This is a genomic window from Arthrobacter sp. SLBN-53 (genome assembly GCF_006715585.1).
GTDB lineage: Bacteria > Actinomycetota > Actinomycetes > Mycobacteriales > Mycobacteriaceae > Mycobacterium > Mycobacterium neoaurum_A.
In genome coordinates this window covers 127868-147385 of the sequence record NZ_VFNN01000001.1, presented here as the reverse complement: position 1 = coordinate 147385, position 19518 = coordinate 127868, and the positions used below count along the sequence as shown (strand labels likewise).

The 19518-nt window shown below is 62.2% G+C and carries 19 protein-coding genes; 13 read left to right on the top strand and 6 right to left on the bottom strand.

Annotated elements, in window-relative coordinates; genetic code table 11:
- Positions 1 to 10: 10 nt before the first annotated feature.
- Positions 11 to 925, bottom strand: coding sequence for a LysR family transcriptional regulator (locus FBY28_RS00705; protein ID WP_141863514.1), 915 nt, complete (start codon positions 923 to 925; stop codon positions 11 to 13).
- 89 nt (positions 926 to 1014) lie between these two features.
- Here FBY28_RS00705 and FBY28_RS00700 point away from each other — a divergent pair, with 89 nt between their 5' ends.
- Positions 1015 to 1857 carry an NAD(P)H-binding protein gene (locus FBY28_RS00700; RefSeq protein ID WP_141863513.1) on the top strand — a complete coding sequence of 281 codons (843 nt, stop codon included), beginning with the start codon at positions 1015 to 1017 and terminating at the stop codon, positions 1855 to 1857.
- Between the two features lie 48 nt (positions 1858 to 1905).
- Here FBY28_RS00700 and FBY28_RS00695 read toward each other — a convergent pair whose 3' ends face one another.
- Entirely contained in the window at positions 1906 to 2115 is a 210-nt protein-coding gene (locus FBY28_RS00695) for a hypothetical protein (protein WP_141863512.1), read from the bottom strand.
- Between the two features lie 139 nt (positions 2116 to 2254).
- Between FBY28_RS00695 and FBY28_RS00690 the strand changes: the two genes are divergently transcribed.
- Positions 2255 to 2647, top strand: a complete 393-nt coding sequence (locus FBY28_RS00690; RefSeq protein ID WP_141863511.1) for a VOC family protein — start codon at positions 2255 to 2257, stop codon at positions 2645 to 2647.
- A 29-nt stretch (positions 2648 to 2676) separates the two neighbouring features.
- On the opposite strand, the gene FBY28_RS00685 is transcribed toward FBY28_RS00690, so the two are convergent.
- Positions 2677 to 2796 carry an HTH domain-containing protein gene (locus FBY28_RS00685; protein ID WP_286177600.1) on the bottom strand — a complete coding sequence of 40 codons (120 nt, stop codon included), beginning with the start codon at positions 2794 to 2796 and terminating at the stop codon, positions 2677 to 2679.
- Positions 2797 to 2859: 63 nt separating this feature from the next.
- On the opposite strand from FBY28_RS00685, the gene FBY28_RS00680 reads away from it, so the two are divergent.
- Complete coding sequence (locus FBY28_RS00680; protein ID WP_141863510.1) at positions 2860 to 3531, top strand: TIGR03086 family metal-binding protein; 672 nt, start codon at positions 2860 to 2862, stop codon at positions 3529 to 3531.
- Positions 3532 to 3654: 123 nt separating this feature from the next.
- On the opposite strand, the gene FBY28_RS00675 is transcribed toward FBY28_RS00680, so the two are convergent.
- On the bottom strand, positions 3655 to 4206 hold the full coding sequence (locus FBY28_RS00675; RefSeq protein WP_141863509.1) for a PadR family transcriptional regulator: 552 nt from the start codon (positions 4204 to 4206) through the stop codon (positions 3655 to 3657).
- Between the two features lie 121 nt (positions 4207 to 4327).
- Here FBY28_RS00675 and FBY28_RS00670 point away from each other — a divergent pair, with 121 nt between their 5' ends.
- The 5 genes from FBY28_RS00670 (at position 4328) to FBY28_RS25930 (ending at position 7523) form a co-directional block, all read left to right on the top strand.
- Complete coding sequence (locus tag FBY28_RS00670) at positions 4328 to 4735, top strand: nuclear transport factor 2 family protein (protein ID WP_141863508.1); 408 nt, start codon at positions 4328 to 4330, stop codon at positions 4733 to 4735.
- Between the two features lie 30 nt (positions 4736 to 4765).
- Positions 4766 to 5977 carry an acyl-CoA dehydrogenase family protein gene (locus FBY28_RS00665; RefSeq protein WP_141863507.1) on the top strand — a complete coding sequence of 404 codons (1212 nt, stop codon included), beginning with the start codon at positions 4766 to 4768 and terminating at the stop codon, positions 5975 to 5977.
- A gap of 96 nt (positions 5978 to 6073) precedes the next feature.
- On the top strand, positions 6074 to 6538 hold the full coding sequence (locus FBY28_RS00660; RefSeq protein WP_141863506.1) for a MarR family winged helix-turn-helix transcriptional regulator: 465 nt from the start codon (positions 6074 to 6076) through the stop codon (positions 6536 to 6538).
- A gap of 102 nt (positions 6539 to 6640) precedes the next feature.
- Positions 6641 to 7303, top strand: coding sequence for an NAD(P)-dependent oxidoreductase (locus tag FBY28_RS00655; RefSeq protein WP_141863505.1), 663 nt, complete (start codon positions 6641 to 6643; stop codon positions 7301 to 7303).
- Between the two features lie 79 nt (positions 7304 to 7382).
- A complete protein-coding gene (locus FBY28_RS25930; RefSeq protein WP_216847410.1) occupies positions 7383 to 7523 on the top strand; it encodes a hypothetical protein in 141 nt (46 codons plus the stop codon).
- Between the two features lie 19 nt (positions 7524 to 7542).
- Here FBY28_RS25930 and FBY28_RS00645 read toward each other — a convergent pair whose 3' ends face one another.
- Both FBY28_RS00645 and FBY28_RS00640 read right to left on the bottom strand, forming a co-directional pair.
- Positions 7543 to 9021 (bottom strand): carboxylesterase/lipase family protein, encoded by a 1479-nt coding sequence (locus FBY28_RS00645; protein WP_216847409.1) that lies wholly within the window; start codon positions 9019 to 9021, stop codon positions 7543 to 7545.
- Between the two features lie 199 nt (positions 9022 to 9220).
- Positions 9221 to 9739, bottom strand: coding sequence for a hypothetical protein (locus tag FBY28_RS00640; protein ID WP_216847408.1), 519 nt, complete (start codon positions 9737 to 9739; stop codon positions 9221 to 9223).
- A gap of 2794 nt (positions 9740 to 12533) precedes the next feature.
- Here FBY28_RS00640 and FBY28_RS00625 point away from each other — a divergent pair.
- The 5 genes from FBY28_RS00625 (at position 12534) to FBY28_RS00605 (ending at position 19325) form a co-directional block, all read left to right on the top strand.
- Positions 12534 to 13634 carry a tyrosine-type recombinase/integrase gene (locus FBY28_RS00625; RefSeq protein WP_174241510.1) on the top strand — a complete coding sequence of 367 codons (1101 nt, stop codon included), beginning with the start codon at positions 12534 to 12536 and terminating at the stop codon, positions 13632 to 13634.
- Positions 13631 to 13978, top strand: a complete 348-nt coding sequence (locus tag FBY28_RS00620; RefSeq protein ID WP_141863502.1) for a helix-turn-helix domain-containing protein — start codon at positions 13631 to 13633, stop codon at positions 13976 to 13978. Before FBY28_RS00625 ends, FBY28_RS00620 begins: the two co-directional genes overlap by 4 nt.
- A gap of 142 nt (positions 13979 to 14120) precedes the next feature.
- Positions 14121 to 15506, top strand: coding sequence for a site-specific integrase (locus FBY28_RS00615; protein ID WP_286177598.1), 1386 nt, complete (start codon positions 14121 to 14123; stop codon positions 15504 to 15506).
- The gene (locus tag FBY28_RS00610) at positions 15493 to 16461 is read left to right on the top strand and encodes a hypothetical protein (RefSeq protein ID WP_160145447.1); all 969 of its coding nucleotides are present in this window, start codon (positions 15493 to 15495) and stop codon (positions 16459 to 16461) included. The genes FBY28_RS00615 and FBY28_RS00610 overlap by 14 nt, the downstream gene beginning before the upstream one ends.
- Before the next feature lie 290 nt (positions 16462 to 16751).
- Complete coding sequence (locus FBY28_RS00605; RefSeq protein WP_141863500.1) at positions 16752 to 19325, top strand: ATP-binding protein; 2574 nt, start codon at positions 16752 to 16754, stop codon at positions 19323 to 19325.
- Positions 19326 to 19518: the final 193 nt, after the last annotated feature.

Below are 19518 nucleotides of genomic sequence, written 5' to 3'. Positions count from 1 at the left end.
CCGCAGTGTCTCAGTCTGGCGGCAAGGCATCGAGCACGTCACGCAAAACTGCACGCAGGGCCGCGATCCCGGGGTCGTTGTCGACCCGCTCATGCCAGAACAACCTCACCTCGTAGGACGGCAGTGGCAACGGCAGCTCGAAAAGCGTGATCGCCGAGCGCTGCGCATGGTGACGGGCAAGGCTTCGTGGCACGACGGCGATGCACCGACCGTTCTCGACAATCGGAAACAGCGAGCTGTAGTGCGAGACCGTGAAGCATATGCGTCGTGCGTGTCCCAACCGACCGAGGGCATCGTCGACCTCGCGGCCCCGGCCCGGGCTGATCTGGACGTGTGCGTGCGGCAGATCGACGAAGCGTTCGAGTGTCATACCGATCCCGGCATCGGGACGGTGTGCAGACATCACGCCCACCATGTCGTCCACGAACGCGGGTTCTGAGTGCCATGCCGACGGGATCGTCGTAGGTATTCCCAGGTAGAGGTCGATCTCCCCGGTGGCCAGAGCATCGACCACGCTGATGCGGTCCAGCGGTGCGACCCTGATGGCGGACCCGGGGGCCCGTTGCTGAAGCAGCCGGTCCAGACCCGGTAGCACCAGCGGGCCGTACAGGTCGGCGAATGCGATGACCCATTCGCGGGTCGTCGTCTTCAAATCGAAGTCATCGAGGTCGCGAACGATGCCCTCCACCAATTGCAGTGCGGCGTCGAGTCGGGGCTGGATTGCCAGCGCCGCCGGGGTGGGGGTCAGGCCTCGGCCGGAGCGCACCACCAACGGATCGCCGAGGAGCACCCGCAACCGTGCCAACGCATTCGAGACCGCGGGTTGGGTCAGATGCAGCCGGGTCGCCGCCTTTGTCGCACTGCGCTCCTGGAGAACTGCGTGCAAGACAACGAGCAAGTTCAGGTCGACGCCGGAAAGATTCACACGATGAATCTCTCATATCAGAGATCATTATTGGCGTTGATGAGACGTGCTTCTTACTGTCGAGTTCATCAGTAAAGAAAGGACACACCATGAGAGTGCTCATCACCGGCGCCAGCGGCGGGGTCGGCTCTGCCATCATCGACCAACTGCACGGCAGCGGAGTGCAGGTGCGGGCAACGTGCCGTCATCCGCGATCAGATCACATGCGTTGTGCGCAAATATTTTCCAGCGATCTCGATCGACCGGCGACTATGCGACCGGCACTCGAGGGTATCGATTGCGTGTTCCTGTTCAGCTTCACCCGACACGAGGTGCTGCCCGAACTGGTCGACGAACTGAGCGCGGCCGGTGTGACGAAGGTGGTGGTGCTTTCCACCATCGACACCACTCGCCACGAACCGTTCGTCGAATACAACAAACAACGGCACCTCGCCGTGGAGAACGCCATCAGCGGTGGCGGCTTCACCACCGTCTCGTTGCGCCCGGGTGCCTTCGCGCGCAACGCTATCCGCTTCTGGGCACAGCAGATTCGCCATAATCGCATGGTCGGGTTGCCCTTTCCTGATTCCCAACAGGCGCCGATCACCGACGAGGACATCGCCGCGGTCGCCGTCCGGGCGATCACCACACCACACCTCGACGGGAAGAAGCTTGTGCTCACCGGGCCGGACTCGTTGACCATGCACGAGCAGGTCAGGCTCATCGGCGAGGCGATCGGCGAGCCCATCGGTATCACGGTGCTCTCCGAGCGTGAAGCGCGCGCGCTCTACGGCCAGGTGATACCGCCGGAGTACCTCGATCTGCTCATGGCCCAGTGGGAGTTCGAGACCACCGAGCACGCCGTGGTGACGCACGCGGTCCAGGAGATCACGGGCCGCGATGCGGTCACCTATCGCGAATGGGCGATCGCCCACCGCGACGCCTTCGTGTAGGTGCACTGCTGCGCATGAGCGTTCTCCTGGCGGTAGGCCACCAGCCACTCAAGAAATGCTGCTCACAATGGCCATGATCAGCCCGCCCAAGGTCAGTATGCCGACCAGCACCGCGGTGGCGATCGCCGGCCGACGCCGTTGCCTGCGTGCGTAATAGATGGCTACCGCGATGCTCACGAGAATCAAAGCCGCGTAGACCGTCAGCCCTGCTGTCAGCGCCGCGGCTACCGCCGGGCTGGCCAGAACCACGTTGTGCATCCGCTGAGCCTACGGGTGAGCTGATGCCCCAGCTCGACCAGACCTGGCCTGTATCCACAATTGTTGTTGCGCAGTTCACTTGGCATCATCGCCGGATGTGATCTGCCACGATCGATGGTGATCGCCGGTAGCGTGGGGTATGACTTTCGCCATCGATCGAATCGACCATGTAGTGATCAATTGTCGCGATATCGAGGTCACCGCCGAGTGGTATGAGCGGGTGCTGGGCATGCGGCGCGAGGTTTTTCGCGGCGACCGCACCGCGTTGATGTTCGGTGGCCAGAAGTTCAACCTGCGACCCACCGGTTCGCAGGGCTGGCCAACCGGGGCGGTGGATGCCCCCGGCTCGCTGGATCTGTGCGTGATCGCCGATGCTGCACCATCGCAGATCGCGGCCCATCTGGCCGAGGTGGGAGTGCCCGTCACCGAAGGCCCCGTTCACCGGATCGGCGCACAAGGTGACATGACGTCGTACTACTGCACCGACCCGGACGGCAATCTCATCGAGATCGCCACCTACCGCACGACGTGAGTGCTGGTGCGGCATGCGGTGTGAGGTCCTCAGGTGTACCGCCGCGCGGTGCGTTCCGATACCTCCAGCTCCTGGGCGACCTGAGTTGCGGTGACCTGCTCGCGTTGTTGTAACAGGAGCAGGATGGCGATCAGCCGGTCGGCTCGCATGCCATCACAATGACACATAAAACTGGTCACGAGATGACCGGTTTCGGTCCGCACAATGACGACATGAACATCTCAAGCTTCCGCAACGACGTCAATACCGATCCCCGGCGCACTCTCGCGCGCGCCATTGCCACGGCTGGGGGAGTCGTCGCCGGCGTCCGGCCGCCGCAGTTCACGGATCCCACGCCATGTGCGGGGATGGATGTGCGAGCACTGCTGGCTCACCTCATCGGTGTGCTGGAGAGAATCGCCGCCCTCGGTGACGGCGCAAATCCGCTGGCCGTCAAGGACGATCCGGTGACCGATGATCGCCGTCTCGACGCGTGGCGGGCGTCGGCGGAGCGAGCCGTCGGCGCGTGGATGGACGATGCCGTGCTCGACCGACCCATGGCGTTACCGTGGATCGAAGGTGACGGGGCGAACGTGTTGGCCTCTTACGTCAGCGAATTGACCGTTCATACGTGGGACCTGGCCGTCGCCACGGGGCAGCGGCCCGGATGGGATGACGAGGTGGTGGAGGAGGCATTCGCCGCAATGCGCGGCATGCTGCCGGTGGAGAACCGGCTGACCCGATACCAGGAGATATCGGCGGCAAGGGGGTTCGACGAGGTCACCGTACCGTTCGCCGAGGCGGTCCCGGTGCCCGAGGATGCTCCAGCCATCGAGCGGCTCATCGCCTGGACGGGCCGCGATCCGCGCGGTTACCGCGACACCGCGGTCGCCATCCCGTCGTGAGCCGTCTGTGTCGATCACACCCCGAATCAGGTGTGAGAAATGCGGAACGGCTGCTTGTGCCCATGCCCGGGCCCGAGCAGCGCGGCCAGCAGATCGCCCAACGGCCTCGGTGAATCAGGGCGATTACTTGCGATCGATCACCGCCAAGGCGCGTTCAGCCCAGCGGATGTTCTCCTGTTCGAAGGTGATACCCCGCAGCAGGGTCAGATAGGGGCCGACCGCGGCACCGGTGCTCGCCAGGTAGTCGTCCTCGGAACGATCTCCGAGCATGCGCGTTTGCAGGTTCTGCAAGACGGCGAGTTTCTCGGTCGCCCAATGAATTTGCTTGGCGATGGCATCGCGGATCGTCGTCACGTCACCGGCGTCGAGGCCTTGCACCATGACCAACAGATCATCGCGAATCGCGATGGGCGTGGGCTGTTCACGGGTGAAGGCTCGGAACGCTTCTCGGCCGGACGCGGTGAGACTGTAGAGCCGCTTGGCCGGTCGACGTCCCTCGGCGACGACGCGCGCCTCGATGAGGCCCTGCTCGTCCATGCGTTCCAGTTCGCGGTAGAGCTGCTGGGGAGTGGCGGTCCAGAAGTTGGCCACCGAGCGGTTGAAGCGTTTGGCCAAGTCGTAGCCGGATGCCTCGCCTTCGAGAAGTGAGGCCAGTACCGCATCGCGAAGCGCCATGGCCTGGACCCTACAACATTTGGTCAACAAGTTGATTAGTCACTTCTGGACAACTAGACAGCGGTGTGGTTAGTGTCATGGGCGATTACTCAATTTGGTGACTATTTAAGGGGTGGTCCGCATGCAGCGGTTCCGTCAGGCCGTCGAGGCGCGCGATGAGCAGGCGATCGTCGACCTGCTCGCCGAAGATGTGGTGTTCACCAGCCCGGTCGCATTCGCCCCTTATCCGGGCAAGGCGATCACCGCGGCGATCCTGCGCGCGGTGCTGCGGGTATTCGAGGACTTTCACTATGTCCGACAGATCACCGACACCGGTGGTCGTGACTCGGCATTGGTGTTCAACGCGGTCGTCGGCGGAAAGCAGGTCACCGGCTGCGATTTTCTGCACGTCAACGATGAGGGCCTCATCGATGACTTCACGGTGATGGTGCGACCGCTCTCGGCGGCCACAGCACTCTCGGCGGCCATGGCCGAGCAGTTCGAACGCATCACACGGGAGGCCGTGGCCGACGAGGCAGCCTCCAACTGACCACCCACCTTCGACGATTGGAAACACCGCATGGCCTTCAACCTGGATCTCACCGAGGAGCAGCGCGATCTGCAGAAGTGGGTGCACGGCTTCGCCGCCGACGTCCTGCGCCCGGCCGCCTCGGAATGGGATGAGCGCGAGGAACTTCCGTGGCCGGTGCTCAAAGAGGCGGCCGATATCGGACTGTACAGCTGGGATGCGCTCAACCAATTCTTCGCCGACCCGACCGGCCTGCTGATGTGTCTGGTCGCCGAGGAGCTCTTCTGGGGCGATGCCGGTGCGGCGATGGTGCTCTTCGGAACCAACCTCGCGTTGGGCGGACTACTGTCCGCGGGCACTCCGGAACAGTTCGCCGAATGGGGTCCGCAGTGCCTCGGGGACAAGTCCGACCCGAAACTCGGGGCGTTCTGCGTGTCCGAGCCCGATGCCGGCTCGGATGTGTCGAATCTGCGCACCAGGGCCCGTTATGACGAGGCCACCGACGAATGGGTGCTCAACGGCCAGAAGGCATGGATCACCAACGGGGGAGTAGCCGCGATACACGTTGTCGTCGCGTCGGTCGATCCCGAGCTGGGGTCCCGCGGGCAGGCCACCTTCGTGATCCCGGAAGGCACCAAGGGGCTGGTCGGCAACCGTAAGATTCTCAAGCTGGGCCTGCGGTCGTCGCATACCGCCGATGTGTTCCTCGACGACGTGCGGGTGCCCGGGCGTTGTCTGCTCGGCGGCAAGGACCGGCTCGACGAGCGGCTGGCCCGCGCGCGGGAAGGCGCTCGCACCGGCACCCAGAATGCGATGAGCACCTTTGAATTCACCCGACCCATCGTCGGTGCGCAAGCGCTGGGCATTGCGCGGGCCGCTTACGAGTATGCCCTTGGTTACGCCAAGGAGCGAAATGCGTTCGGTCGTCCGATCATCGACAACCAGGCGATCGCCTTCGCGCTGGCCGATATGCGTACCGAGATCGATGCCGCCCGCCTGCTGGTGTGGCGCGCAGCGTGGATGGCCTCGTCCGGTAAAGCTTTCGAGGCCGGCGAAGGCTCGATGTCTAAGCTCAAGGCCAGCGAGGTGGCCGTGTGGGCGACCGAACGGGCTGTGCAGATCCTGGGTGGCGCCGGGTACAGCCGCGAACATCCCGTGGAGCGGTGGTTCCGGGATGCCAAGATCTACACCATCTTCGAGGGCACCTCCGAGATTCAACGTCTGGTGATCTCTCGCGCCATCTCCGGTATCAGAATCCGCTGACAAGCGCGGCGTGTTCGACGCCGACAAGGTCGCGTAGCCGTCGCGCCGTTCGACCTTTGCGAGAATATACATAGCAACATGATGTATATTGAGGACATGGCCACGGACAAAGACGGCACTGACCGACTCGCCGAAGCCATCCGGCAGTCTGCACTTTTGGCGACAAGGCATCTTCTCAATCGCGAAGAGCTCAGCGTATCCGCGATGGAGGTTTTGCACACATTGAGCGTCGAGGGTCCGACCCGGCTCACGGCGCTCACCGAGGCCATCCGCATAAGTCAGCCGGCAATGACCCAGCTGATTCAGCGCCTCGAACGCCGCAAGCTGGTAACTCGCGTGGCCGACCCTGACGATGGCCGCGCGACAATCGTCGCCGTCACCGACGATGCCCGAGATCTGCTGAGCCGGTTGCGTATCGAGGACAACGAGAAGCTCGAAGCCCTACTGTCGACATTGACGACGAGCGATCGAGAAGCGTTACGGCTTGCGCTGTTTGTTGCCGGACCGATCATCGAGCAACTCAATGCAAACGCCGCACAGCTGGCACGGGCCGGAACCTGATATCGCTTCAGCTCAGCCATATGCATTCGTCCATTAAGTAAAGGGTGGAGACGCTGCTGCGTCTCGTATGACTGGCGCGCAATCCATCGAAACGGAGAACACATGACAAATCTGCTTGTCCTCGGCGGCAGCGGTCGCACCGGCGTCCATGTGCTCGCGCACGCAGTGACACGTGGCCATCATGTGCGGGCCCTGGTGCGTAACCCCGACGCCGTGAGCGCCCCGGACGGCGTCGACCTGATCGCGGGCTCACCGGCGAACATCGAAGACATCCGCCAGGCCGCTCAGGGTGCGGAGGCGGTGATCAGCACGCTGAACAACTCGCGCGCATCCGACAATCCGTGGGCCAAGGCCGTCAGTCCGCCGATGTTCATGACCGAGGCAATCCGCAACGTCCTGGCAGTGATGGCCGAGCAGGACATCCGTCGAATCGTCGTGAACTCCTCAATGGGTGCCGGCGACGATTGGAACCGCATCAGCCCGTTCGCCAGATTCTTCGTGAACATTTCGAACATCAAGGCCGGCTTCGTCGACCACAGTGGCGTCGATGAGGTCGTGCGTGCCTCCGCTACCGATTGGACTCTGGTCAGGGCGGTCGCGCTCACCGACAAGCCGGCCGGTGGACCCGTGCGGGCCGCGGTGCGCGGAACCGATAAACCTGGCTCGCGCATCAACCGTGCCGATCTTGCAGCCTTCCTCGTCGACACCGTCGACGATCCCACATGGATCCACCAGGCGCCGCTCCTCTGGAACGCCAACGGCTGAGACACCGCACCCGCACCGCGCTTCGACGACGACGGAGTTCTGGACCGGAAGGTCGACATCGACTGATAGCGTCGCCTCTATGGCGCGGCCCAAGGAGTTCGATCCGATTGAAGCGGTGGATCGCGCCGTGGATGTCTTCTGGGGTCAGGGCTATGGCGCCACGCCACATGGCGTTGCGTTGACCGATGAGTTTCGGCGCACACGTGATGTGAGGAGCTGATCACAGTTGACGCCTTCGATTACGACAAGTCGAGGGCGTCGAAGCGGTGGTGTGCCCAGAGTCGACGTGACACTTCTTCGGGGTAGGGGCGGTCGGTGGTATCGGTGTTGTAGACGCGTGTGGTGCGGTTGCCTGACCGCTCGTAGGAGGGCCATGTGGGCGCGCCGCGGGTCGCGAAATCGACCCAGTCCGTTCGCATCGTGCGCGATACCTGCTCGTACTCGTCTGCCGCCCCGGGGAGCGCCGAGGGATGGCTGGTGATGTCCTCACGCATGAATGTGCCGAAGACAAGCAGCATGTCGAGACTGTGTGAAGCGCCGTCCGCAGGGTTGAAACTCCATGCCATCTCGTACAGGCGGGCAGTGCCACCGCCTGCAAGGTGGGCGGCGGCGAGATGTTCGCAGGGCATGCGAAACAGCCAGTCCGCGTTCACTGTTTCGTAGAGATCCGTGGAGCTGGCATCAGGGTATGCCGCGCGGTAATCGCCTGGCTGGCATGAGTGATGAGCGAGTCGCTGCACGGTTTCGGTCAGCAATTCGTCGGAGACATCTCTGCCGCGCCACGGATGAAACAGGGAGTACTCATCACGGGTGTGCCCGACCAGCAGGTCGATACTGCGAGCGGCGCCATCGGCGAGGGCGCGCCATGGGGCGTCGGGCAGTGTGGTTCCGTCGACGATGGGTGAGAACGGTGTCGGGGTCATCGCCATCGGACCCCACGAGTCGGCAAAGTGAGGCATTTTACGCAAGAGTCTCTCACTGGCCGCGGCGAGCGCTTGTGGTGAAAAGCGTTGCAAGTCTGTCGTTGTGGCCTGTACACCGAGTTCGCCGGCAATTTCGTCTGACACTGCGGCAGCCAGCCGTTCAGTGAAGAATGTGCCCGGCATGCTCTGAGCGATTGCACGCGTGAAAAGGCCGGCACTTGCAGGCATTGTGAGTAGCGCCGCGATACTGCCGCCGCCGGCGGACTGCCCGAATACGGTGACGTTGTGCGGGTCACCGCCGAACGCGGTGATGTTGTCGTGGACCCATTGCAGTGCGGCGATCTGATCGAGCAGGCCACGATTGTTCGGAGCCCCGGAGATTTCGGCGAATCCTTCGGCACCGAGGCGGTAGTTGAGGCTTACCAGGACGACACCGTGGGCCGCCAGTCGAACTCCGTTGTGGTGGGGGTTGGCGCTGTGCCCTTCTATGTATCGTCCACCGTGAATCCAGACCATGACCGGTAGCCCGGTCGCGCCGAGACTGGGGGACCAGACGTTGAGGGTCAACCACGTTGCGTTGATGTCAGCGGACGGCGTCCCGGCTTGCGGCGAGGGTGGCCCGAACGCAGCTACTTCACGTACGCCGTCCCACGAGGCTGGCGCGACGGGATGCCGGAATCGGTGAGCGCCGACGGGCGGCTGTGCGTAGGGGATACCGCGGAAGACGGCGACGTCATCATCCCACCGGCCGCGGACGACGCCGGATCCCGTACGAATGTGAGGGTCAGCGGGCACGCATCAATTCCACCATGCGAAGCGATGTGGCCGGACTGCGTGCCACGCCCGGGCTCGGGCGCGCTGGCGGCCAACCCAGCCCCACAGCTCACGAACGATCACACTTGAACTGGGACCTCCGCCTTCTCAAACTAGGCGATAGGCATGGCTGCGGCTTCCTCGACGCGGCCGATGTCGAGCAAGCCGCCCGGTCCATCGACTATGGTGCTAACCGGGTGCAGAGAACACCCAGCTGGGCCGCGGCTTCGTTGCCGATCTCGAATGCGTTGCCGCTGATGCGCGCCTCAGATGTTCCTTCTGCCAGGATGCGCAGAGCTTTGACGACGGTGGTCGCGGCTTCGCGCAGGATAGGAGTCGTCCCGGGAGCGATCTGTTGGTGCAGCGCTTCGGTTGCCTCATGGTAGAAGTCACCCGCCTTGATCACGGCTGCCGACCATTCTGGGTTGGTCTGGACTGCAGGATCATCGATCCGCATTCCTTCCGGAAGCGCATCAAGAGCACCGGTGGCGGAGTCGATAAGGCGTCCCGCCGCCAGCCATCCCTTCTGGCATGTCTGGCGGTCTGCGTCCCGAGCGGGGAGCGGCACCGGTGACGGAGTGGTCGGTGCGACGGCAGTAACCGTCACAGGCGCCGGTGACTCGGTGGTCACAGTACGGTCGCCACGCATGTGAAAGGTAAAAGCAGCAGCCGTCGCGCTAGCGATAACGGCACCGATCACCGCCGACGCCAAGAGAAGGGGCCAGTTGCGGTGCTCGCTCGGCGGCGGGCTAGGTGGCCACGTTGTGTTGCCAGGTGGCGGCGGTGGGTAAGGTACGTCTGCGGCAAATCTGTTCTCACTCATGGGAATAGCCCAGACCCTGTCCTACGTCCATGTGGTTAATCACGCGTATGTTCACTTCGATTAAGGCGCCAAGCGTGTGCACAGAACAGCCATCTGGTCTGAGGCCTCCACCGCGAGGTCGTGGGCATTCCCTACAATGGGCTCGAACGTGGAGTAGGAGTCGCCCAGTACGCGATAGGCGTTCGCTGCGGTGTCAGCGGCGTGTACGAGAACGGGTGTAGTGCCGGGGGCAATCTTTGCCCGCAGGGCTTCGCTTGCCTGGGAGTAGTAAGGGCCAGCTTTCCGTACCGCACCAGCCCATTCGGGGTTTTGCTGGACGACTGGATCGAGGACCTTAACCGCGGTGGGGAGAACGGACAACCACGCAACAGCCGACTTCGTTGGGGCCTGAGTGGCCACGAAACCCTCCTGGCATGTTTGGCGATTCGCTTGATCCACCGGCACCGGAGCCGGCGGAGCGGAGGTGGGAGCAGCCACCGTCACCGTCACCGGCGCGGGCTTCGAAGCTTGTTGGGAGTCGGAAGTGCTCCGAACATGTACTGTAACGACAGCAGCCCCAGCCGAGGCAATGACTGCGCCGATCGCCTCGGCGACAATCAGCACCGGCCACCGCTTAGGGCTGCCTAATGGCGGTTGCCCAGGGGCCGGGTCATCCGGACGCTGCGGAGTTGGAGAGCCACGCACCTCAAAAATGTTGCGGGTCAACGGCAGAGCCAATCCATTGCTTGCTGGGCTGCCTGGAACACAGCCACTGAGTGGCCACTTACGGGGTCGAAGGTTTGGTAAGCCTCCGACAGCGTGCGTAGCGAGCTCACGGTTAGGTCCGCAATCCCCGCTAGCGGCGAGCTGGTTCCGGGCGCGATCTGCGACTCGAAAGTGTCCGCCGCCTGCCCGAACAAGCCGCTAGCGCGGCTCACCGACGCTTTCCAGGTGGGGTTGCTCTGGACCGCGGGACTGGTGATGTCTGAGCCGTCGGGTATGACCTGCATCGCGGCCGTGGCTGCATTTACCAAGGTGTTGGCCGTGCCCCATGCGTGGCAGGTCTGTGCATCTGCCTGGGCGACCGGCAGTGGTGGCGGTGAAGGCGGCGGTCCTGCGGTCTCGGTGATGGTAGGCGCGGCGGGCGTTGCGGCGGGGGTCGGTGCCGGGGTTGCCACGACGGTGATCAGGGTGGTGAGCAAGCCGGCTACGGCTGCCCCGAGACTGGCCGCGGCTACCACCGCGGGCCAGCGAGGGCGTGGCTTGCGCCGAACCGACGGCTGCGGCGGTGGCGGTGGCGGCGGCCACATCGGGGAAGCAGGGGGTGGCCCGATCATCCTGGTCCTCTCTGCGTGTTGCCCGTTCGTTCGAGACTGCACCCTCGCTGCGCTGCAACAGCGCGTAGTCGGTGGCACCAACTCTGATCGAACTGCGCTCGGTCCTGTGGTGCCCCGTGCCCCATGGTGGTCTCGCCGATCGACCACACCGCCAGGAATCCTTCCATCGCGCCCACCGCCCTCAATGGTGCCGGCTACCAGCCTAAGGGCACCTCGGCCACCTCCAGCGCATCAAAATCCGACGCCCACACAAGGCTTGCAAGTCCCTGGGACTTGTCTTGTTCCTGCGCGACGCAGTGGCGAATTAGTCAGCCTTTGGCTCGTCACTGAAGGCTCCCGATTCCGCCGCGGCCTGTGGCCTGAGGTCGCCCACAGACCGGACGTAACGTCACAGTGACGAATTCGCCCGTAGGTGCCGATGGTGGATGGCGCGGCGTATCCACCGCTGTCGGGTAGTTCTGGACTGCCGATCGTGCCGGCCGTTCAGCGCAGTCGGATAGTCATAGACTCGGACTCGGCGCCATGGTTGCGCCCGGCCAAGTTGCGCAGGAGCATGGACGGGGCCCTGGGTAGTAGGTGGCGCCGGCAGATTGTCCCGGAATGGAGGGCCCGGCTCACCACCGGTAAGCAGATTGGCAATGGCGAAGAAGTCGGGGCGATAGGCCTTCATCGTGTGCGCCGAGGGTTTACTTGCCTGCCGATGATCCAAGAACCGCTGGAACTACTCGGGTATCTCATCGACGGCCGGCGCGACAGGGGTCGGGCTGCACCACTTACGTAACGTCACAGTGACGAATTGTACGGTTGCGGCTGGACCTCGAAGACGCGGAGTGTCCGCCGCTGTCGGGTAGTCCTGGACTGTCGATCGTTCTGTCCGACGTTGTCAGATAGTCATGGATTCAGACTCGGCGCCATGGCCACGCCGGCCGAAGTTCCGCAGGTGCATGTGCAGAGACCTGGGCGGATGTCACTGTCAGATCGTTCCGGAAGGGAGGACGAGAAATCGGACAGCTACCAGGTTTTCCCGGCTTCTGAGCGAACCGCTTGCATCCAGCAGCAATATCATTTCGCCGATAATCTACATTATGTCAACTAAACTACGCCGTGTTCATCTGATGAATCACGCATGTTCTGAGCGGCCCTCGCCCGCCGCACTGGGTCAATTCGGCCAAACCGCCTTGACCCCAACGGTTTATTGCGGTTTGCATCAAATCGACACCACCTCCTTCCGGTGTAGCTGTCGCGACACGCGCCTATCAACATTCGTTTCACGATGGACCTACCAGCTCCGATGTGGTAAGGATTCACTAGATGATTCAATGATGCATCAGATGAGACGACCGAGGAGGCTTGAATTGCCCGTCGATAAGAGCGGTCGTGTGTTCTTGGTGGGCTCGGTCCCGCTGCTGCATCCTGAGGTCCAAACGGTCGAGGAGATGTTGGACGGCTGGCGCAACCAGCAACTGTGCCGCAACCTCGACCACGACACCATCGACGGGCGTATCGGTCTGGTTCGCCGGTTCATCGCGCACACCAACGAGTTCCCCTGGTCGTGGACGCCGGCCATCGCCGAGGAATTCTTCGCCGATCTGCGTGGCATCAAGGGCCGCCGCCAATCCACGGTGCGTGGCTATCAGAACGGCCTTCGCTTGTTCTGCTCTTACATCGCCGACCCGGACTACGGCTGGGACCGAGTGTGCGAACAACGATTCGGCACGCACCCCGCTCAGGTGTTCTTCGCGTGGAACACCGCCACCCACGTCCAGGACAACGAACAAGATCCTGAGAAACGCCCGTTCACCAAACAGGAACTGCAGGACTTCTTCGACCACGCCGACGATCAGGTCACGCTGATCGCCAACTCGAGGAAGAAGGGGTGGCTACCGGCCTACCGGGACTCCGTGATGTTCAAGGTGGCCTACTCCTACGGCGTGCGCGTCAACGAGCTGCGGCACCTGCAGACTGTCGACTTCTCTCGCAACCCGCACGCCCCGGAGTTCGGCCGCTTCGGCGTGGTGAAGGTGCGCTACGGCAAGGCCAAGAAGGGTTCCCCACCCAAGCGCAGGACCGTGTTGACGGTGTTCGCCTGGACACCGGACATCATCAGCGACTGGCTCACCCACGGTCAGCCCTACCTCGACGACGGCATCGACCTCTTCCCCAGCGAGCGCGGCGCCCTGGTCGCCGAGCGAACCCTGCTACGCCGGTTCCGGCGGTACTGCAACGACCTAGAACTCTCAGCGGGCCTGGACCTGCATTCGTTTCGCCGCTCCTACATCACCCACCTCATCGAAGACGGCTGGGACGCCAAATTCGTCCAGGACCAGGCCGGACACGAATACGCCAGTACCACCTCGCTCTACACCGGCGTCTCAAGCGACTTCCGCACCCGCACTCTGCGCCGCGTCCTGGACCAGACCATCAAAGACGCTCTCTCAATTGGAGGGGAGACGTGAAACGCGATGTCGACTACACCTGGCGCCTCGCCGAGCTGATGGCCGCGCACGGCATGCACAACAGCACCGACCTCATCCCCCGCCTAGCTGAACGCGGCATACAGCTGTCCCGGCCCCAGGTCTACCGCATCGTGCACCAGCGTCCCGAACGCGTTGCCCTACAGCTGCTAGCCGCCTTGTGCGACATCCTCGGCTGCGGCGTCGACGACCTCGTCACCGTCACGGCCACCGATGCTCGCAAGAAGAAGACCGCCTCGGGCACCACTGCACCACCCAATGTCGTCGAACTCAACAAGTCCATCCGACCTCGACGAGCACGGGTCATCACCGATGGCAACGATTAACCCCACACCGCGATCCACAACCCGCGGTCGACCACGCGTCACTACCGGCGCCCTCGAATGCAGCAGATGCCACCGCCTAGCCAACACACTTCGGGTCAACTGGCCGCAGGACCAGCTCTGCCACAGCTGCTTCTACACCGCCATGCGCACCCGCGGCATCTGCCCAGCCTGCGGACATGAGGGTGTCCTCCCCGGGCGAGTTGACGACAACGACGCACGGCCGGTCTGCCTGACGTGCGCCGGCATTCCGGGCGACTTCACCTGCAAGACCTGCGGTCAAGAAGGCGAACTTCACCGCCGGGGCGAATGCGCTCGCTGCGCCTTGCGCGATGACCTCTGCCGAATTCTGCTGCACCACCCCGCCGACATGGCTGCCATGCAAGCACTCATCGAAGTACTCTGCGCCGTGGATCGGCCCGAGAGCATCCTGACCTGGAAACGCAACCAACAAGTGCTCGAACTGCTCGGCGGAATCACCTCCGGCGCGATACCACTGACCCACGACGGCCTCACCGCGGCAGGATCCGGCCGCCACATCGATCACCTGCGCAGCCTCCTGCAACACCACGGATTGCTCCCACAACGCGATGAACACCTCGCACGCTTCGAAGTCTGGCTGGCTGACAAATTCGACGCGATCGACTCCCCCGCAGTTCGCGCCCCGGTCGAACAGTTCGCAACCTGGCACCATCTCCGACGTCTGCGCAGTGAATCTAGACCCGGCCAATCTTCAGATGGCCCAAAGCGTTCCGCGAAACAAGAAGTCACAGAGACCATCAAGTTCCTCACCTGGCTCGAACAGACTCATCGGCGCACCATCGCCAACTGCACACAACAAGACGTCGACGAGTACCTTGCGTCAGGCCCGACCACCCGTCACCTAATCCGAACATTCTTCATCTGGGCCAAGAGAAGCAAGCTCAACGTCGCGGTGCAGATCGGATTCCGACAAGCGAGAACGACCCCTACAATCACGCAGGACCAACGACTGGCCTGGCTCAAAGAACTGCTCACCGGCGACTCCGATAGCCTTCCTTACCGGGTTGCCGGCGTCCTGCTGCTTCTCTACGCCCAACCGCTCACCAAGATCGCCGCCCTGCAAACGACCGCGATCACCCGATCTGATGGCGAGACCAGCATCGCGTTGGGAAAAAACCCCGTCCCCGTTCCGGAGCCATTCGCCTCCCAGCTCAACTACCACCTTCGCCATCGCCCTAACCTGCGCACCGCCGGCGGAGCTGAAGGCACACCCTGGCTTTTCACCAGCAGCCGACCCGGCCGACACATTGACCCGCAGGCCATTATGCAGCGGCTACGAGCACTTGGCATCAACCTGCAAGGCGCGCGGAACACTGCTCTACAAGCGCTAGTCTCCGAGGTCCCCGCTCCCGTAGTCGCCGAAATGCTCGGCTACAGCGATCAAGTCACCCAGAAACACGCGGATCTGGCCGGGACGACCTGGACAAACTACGCAGGTTCGCGAAACGCGGCACCGTCAAGGAGTGAACGGACTGATGGATCTAACTGAGAGTGAAGAGCGTTACATCCGGGACTACGTCAATACCCAGTCACCCGATGACGACCAAGCCGGGTTGGTCCAGAAGATTGGGTCGCAACGTGTCCTTGGTCGTACCCACGAAATCTACGACGTCCATGGCGCATCGACGCGATGGTGGGTGGTCACCGACCCGACCAACCTCTACCTACAGACGGATTTCCCAAAGGCCGAACATGCATTGACATTTCATATCGGACTTGGCGTGATGATGGCTGAACGTAGCCGATCGGAACTTGCGGACGAGGACGAAGTACACGTTCCGACGTCCTGGCGTCGTTATCGTCAGGCACTTCAGGCTATGAACGAGGCGACGGAAGCCGAGGACTACCAGGCAGTCGGCATCAAATGCCGAGACGCACTTATCGCAGTGGCCAAAGAACACGCTGACTCAGAATGGGTTGGTGAAATCGCCGAACGGCCGAAGGCCGCGGACTTCAAAGGCTGGGCCAGTATCTTCGCCGACAGGCTCACCGAAGGGCGCATGCGGTCTTACATGAAGGCGCTCGCCGAGAAGACTTGGGACCTAGCCGTGTGGCTCCAACACAACAGTAACGCAAACGAATACGACGCAGATCTCGTGCTCGAAGCTACAGCGCATGTTCTTTCGAGTCTCGGCAAACTGATCCGCCGACACGAAGATGGAGAACCTGAGCGGTGCCCGAGGTGCGAATCTTACAAACTGGAGGAGGACATCGAAGAGGATGACTCTCGCGAAGGTTTTTACGAGTCCACGGTCTGCGGTGCCTGTAACTGGCGGTCGGAGCCAACGTACACGTCGTGGGCAGAACACTTTAAAGACGCTGATCTTGAGGGGTACTTGACGGGCCCCGGTCTCGGGCTATGCGACCGCCTGCACCATGACCACGACGACAGCGAAAACCCGGCTGACTCAACACTGCAGAAGTCCCCAGGCGCGCAAAGGTGAGGATCGCTGCATGGCTACCACTGCGTGTCGCCGGGGCCGAGTGGCGTTGGGCCGGTTGGCTAACGAAGCGCTTGCAGACGGCACCGAATCAAGATGGAGAATTCGATGAATGACCTCATACCTAACCTGGACAAGCTCGCTCAGTTGCTCGAAAAGGACTCGGACGCAGCCCAATTGGTGGCGGCTTTTTCAGCCTCTTCTTTGCCGGAAGTTCAAGCGAACCTTCGGAGAATCGCTAGCGGTTGGGACGGGCCTGATGAGCGGGAAAATTCTACGGGTGAGGCACGCTCTTGACGATCTCGTACATCGAAGTCTGTGGGTTTCGGTCATACGGTGTCGAGCCACAGCGGGTTGAGCTAAGCGCTGGGTTGACGGTCATCCATGCAGACAACAGCCAAGGAAAAACGAGCCTGGCCGAGGCGTTTGAATTTCTTCACACCGGCACAATTTCGCGGCGTCAACTCGCCGGCGGTAGCCCGGGTGAGTTCGAAGGGGCATTGCGCAATGCACATATCGGTCCGGCGGCTAAGGTCTACGTAGAAGTGGGATTGCTCGACGCAAATGGGACTGAGGCGATTATCCGCCGAGAACTCAACGTCGATTATCGCGGAGCTACCGACTGCGAGAGCACGTTGACAGTGAACGGGATAACGACCGAGTCTGTGACCGACGTCGGTCTTCACCTATCAGATCCTCCTCTGGCTGCCCCCGTACTTCTTGAACATGCACTGCGCTACGCGGTTTCTGCCAAGCCGGGTGATCGAAGCGACTACTTCAAAGCAATGCTCGAAGTCGCGGATCTGGACTTAGTACGCACAGAAATCGCCTCCCTCGTCACCGAAAGAGAAGCACGACCGCGAGAGTCGTTGGTTCAGAAGTTTGACTCGCTTGCCTCAGTCCCAGCGTTGTCGCCAATACGGACGACGTCGCAGGTGACGAGTGAACAGCAACTCGCGACTCTCATGCTGACAATGCTGAACACGGTCGTGCCGCCCCCATCGGAAGACGTACCAGATGAGCAACCGCTCGTCACGGCAATTGAGCGAGTCCAGCGCGAGCTTGCTTCGCGGCAGAACAGCGTTGTGCCCGTTCGCCAACTACGGCCAAGTCGAAATCCTCAGCCAGGTATTCACATCGAGATCACGAGATCTGGAAAGCACGAGCAAGCGCGGCCCGACGAAGCAGCGCTAACAGCGCGATTGTCCGACTACAGCACGCTTGCAGGCAGCCTAGAGCGATCCCTCGCCGACGTGTTGCCGCTTCTCACGGCCGCGCTCAGTGTCAATGTGGTCGTGCAACATGACGGTGACGACCCCATTGATTGCCCGCTGTGTCAGACATCCAATGCCTTGACGGCCGAGCGACTTTCCGCCATTCGGCGGCAGGTAGCCGACCAACAAGGCCTTACGCAGTCTGGATCCGCGCTTCGCGCCGCAGTCCTCAGTCTTGGCGCTGATCTGAAAGCGATCAGAGACTGGTCAGCACAAACAACACCGACCGCTGCATCGTGGACCGACGAGCAGCGCAGTGCATACAGCGGAACGATCCTCCAAGTGGGCGGTAGCACCGAGGCCTTCGATATTGCCGTGGCGGAGGCGATTTTACTCAAGACCGCGGCCAACGACCTCAACGATGCAATAGAGGCAGTGCAGCCCGTCCTCGGGCGAATCGTCGATCGACTTGAACAGCTACTTGACGTCCCGGCGCCAGACATTACCGAGCTGATGCAACGCGACGACGTCATTCGACAATCCCTGAACAAGCACGTATCGGCAGTCGAAAGATCGCTTGCGGCATCAGATGTCTGTATTGAGGACGTGGAGCCTAAACTCTCGGCGCTGAGTGCGACCGACGGCTGGATGGTGCTCACTGAGCTTGCAAGCAATACCGAATTAGTGTGGCAGGCCATCGTTCGACAAAGGAACGCGGATGGCTGCACCACTCGTTTGAAGGCGGCGCAACGCGTCATTGTCAGCGCCATCAAAAAGGTCCTCGACCGAAAGCTCGAGCTGATGGCCGACGAGATTCGGACTTGGTGGTCACTGATGCGTCCCAACGAACTAACCGTGTTCGATCGCATTTCCCGGCGCGGCTCGGGAAACCGCTACCTCGACTTGACGGCGTCGCTAGTGCCCGAGCCAGCTGGCAATGGAGTGATCCGCAACGCGCTCGCCGTACTCAGTAATAGCCAGGTCAACGCCTTAGGCTTGGCAGCCTTCTTGGCTCGATGCCAGTTGCTGGACTGCCCTGCCATTTTCCTTGATGACCCAGTACCAGGCTCCGACCGGGAGCATCGCTATACCTTCGCAGGCTCTGTCGTCGCAAAATTGCTCGAGAATGGTCGCCAGGTGATCGTGGCAACACATGACGCGGAGCTTGCCCGAACGCTTCAAACTCTCCATCAGCATCTAGGCATCAACGAATTTTCCGCCAATCTCCTTGATCCACGAGTTGGCACGCGCATCGTCCGCACAGGCGATGACTTTGAGCGCCTCATGCTCGACGCCTCCAGTCAAATGAGTTCACCGCTGATAGAGAATCGAAGGGCCGCGGGAAACAGTCTCCGGATTGCAACGGAGAGGCTTGCAAAACACATTCTGGTAGCGGCGCGGGCTGCCGCAGGCGATGTGGATGCCTCGCTCTCCGACTACGACAATAAGAACTTAAGAGAGCTTCGCCCGTTGGTCACCGGCCACGCCAAGGCCCCCAACGAGCCGGGACAGTGGACGACTCTTGCTCGTATTCTCAACGATTCCGACCACGACACAAGTCCACCTCAGCCTGCCGATCTGAAGATCTGCCACGACATGCTGAGGGATATCAAGCGACGGCACAAAGTGAGCACTCCGGCCGATGCGCAGTGAGCGCCTGGGTCTCCGCTTCAGCGAGGCCGGCAGGCCCAGCGGCTTCAGTGCCGCACCGATGCACATCATTACCCAAACAGCTTCTTCCCGAGGAACCGACCACGACTAGGTGGGTTCCGTTGCCTCTGAGGGCTTTCGCAATGGAGCTGGCTGGTCTTCGAAATGCCATCGGCGTCTCAGTCGAGTTGACGCT